This is a genomic window from Bacillus sp. USDA818B3_A (genome assembly GCF_009928415.1).
In the GTDB taxonomy this organism is placed as follows: Bacteria; Bacillota; Bacilli; order Bacillales; family Cytobacillaceae; genus Neobacillus.
In genome coordinates, this window is record NZ_JAABNN010000089.1 from 1 (window position 1) to 208 (window position 208).

Here is a 208-nt window from a genome sequence, read left to right on the forward strand (position 1 = left end):
GGCTGTTAACCGATCGGTCGTAGGTTCGAGTCCTACCTGCGGAGCCATTTTTATGGAGAGCTGTCCGAGTGGCCGAAGGAGCACGATTGGAAATCGTGTAGGCGGGTAACCCTGTCTCAAGGGTTCAAATCCCTTGCTCTCCGCCATAATATTTATGGCCCCTTGGTCAAGCGGTTAAGACACCGCCCTTTCACGGCGGTAACACGGG

1 tRNA gene is annotated in these 208 nt (G+C 54.8%); it reads left to right on the plus strand.

From position 1 onward, the window contains the following. Positions 1-54: 54 nt before the first annotated feature. Positions 55-146: transfer RNA gene (locus GXK58_RS26930), tRNA-Ser, on the plus strand. Positions 147-208: the final 62 nt, after the last annotated feature.